Origin of the sequence: Raoultella sp. T31, from assembly GCF_002806725.1 — a bacterium.
In the GTDB taxonomy this organism is placed as follows: domain Bacteria; phylum Pseudomonadota; class Gammaproteobacteria; order Enterobacterales; family Enterobacteriaceae; genus Klebsiella; species Klebsiella electrica.
Window position 1 is genome coordinate 1 of record NZ_PIBO01000087.1, and the last position, 1,354, is coordinate 1,354.

Consider the following 1,354-nt stretch of genomic DNA (forward strand, 5'->3'; position numbering starts at 1 on the left):
TGTAGTGATGTGATGGACGCCCTTTCCTGAAGCAGCCAGTGCCATACTTTACTGTCTGCGTTTGCTACGGGAGTAAAGCACATGAGCACGATCAGAGTTGTTGGTATTGATATCGCCAAATCAGTTTTTCAGGTCTGCGTCTGGATGGTGGATGGCTCCGTCGCATGGAACAAAAAAATCTCTCGTTCTAAATTGCTGGATACTATCCGACAGTTTGAACCTGGAACTCTTGTTGCTATGGAAGCCTGCGCCACTTCGCATTTTTGGGGGCGAACCTTCGCATCTATGGGCTACTGCGTCAGACTCATCCCCGCACAACACGTAAAAGCTTTTGTCCGTAGCCAAAAAAATGATGCCAATGATGCGCTGGCAATTTGCGAGACAGCATTTCGCCCGGGCATTCACTTTGTTTGTGTAAAAACCACAGAGCAGCAGGATATCAAGGCGCTTCGGAACACACGTCAACTGATGGTTGAGCAGAGAACGGCGCTGGCCAACCAGCTTCGTTCTCTGCTCGCTGAATATGGCTTCACTATTCCTGTCGGGATCCTGCGTCTCCAGCAACAGCTACCGGAGCTGATTGAAGATGCCTCAAACAGCCTGACATTCACTCTTCGTCGGCTGCTGTCCTCGCTGCGGGAAGATATGCAGGCATTAAATGAACGAATTACCAGTCTGGATAACGAAATTGCAGCGCTGTCATCACAACAAACCGCGTACCGCCATCTATTAACAATCCCGGGCGTAGGTCCCCTGATTGCAGCAGCGTTTCTCAGCGAAGTTGATGCCACACAGTTCTCGAGTGGGCGAGAATTATCCGCCTGGTGCGGCCTGGTTCCCCGCCAGCACAGTTCGGGCGGAAAACAGCGTCTGTCTTCTGTGACAAAAAATGGCAACCGGAGTCTGAGAACTCTCATTATTCATGGTGCGCGGTCTGTAATGCGCTGTGTGAAAAAGCGCGATGACAGTCTGAGTATTTGGCTGCAAAGGCTGGAGGCCCGTCGAGGGTTCCTGAAAACCACGGTTGCGCTGGCGAATAAGCTGACGAGAATTATCTGGCGTGTTTTGACCGATGGTATTGATTTTAATATGCAGAAGGCCGTTGCGATGAGCTGAATAAAAACAGCAAGTTACAGAAAACATTTTTAACTGAGTTTGCAGGCACTGATGAGATAACGGCTACCGTCCCTGTAACAGCCTGAAGTTGACCTGGGTAATCAAATACCGGTGTAGTGATTAGGAAACAGGGCTCGGATAACATCATGGCGCAGGTCATTGAACCTACTAACGACGCCGGATATATGGTCGCAAACCGCATCGAACCAGTACTTGCATCACCCGGTGCGTCCATATA

Annotated in this window: 1 protein-coding gene; it reads left to right on the forward strand. The window is 50.0% G+C overall.

Annotated features, from left to right (window positions below; genetic code table 11):
• Positions 1-81: 81 nt before the first annotated feature.
• On the forward strand, positions 82-1,116 hold the full coding sequence (locus tag CWM52_RS25850; RefSeq protein WP_100686657.1) for an IS110 family transposase: 1,035 nt from the start codon (positions 82-84) through the stop codon (positions 1,114-1,116).
• Positions 1,117-1,354: the final 238 nt, after the last annotated feature.

Bases quoted from the DNA above. Each gene is read 5' to 3' on its own strand.
- CWM52_RS25850 (WP_100686657.1), top strand. From the start codon at position 82: ATGAGCACGATCAGAGTTGTTGGTATTGATATCGCCAAATCAGTTTTT.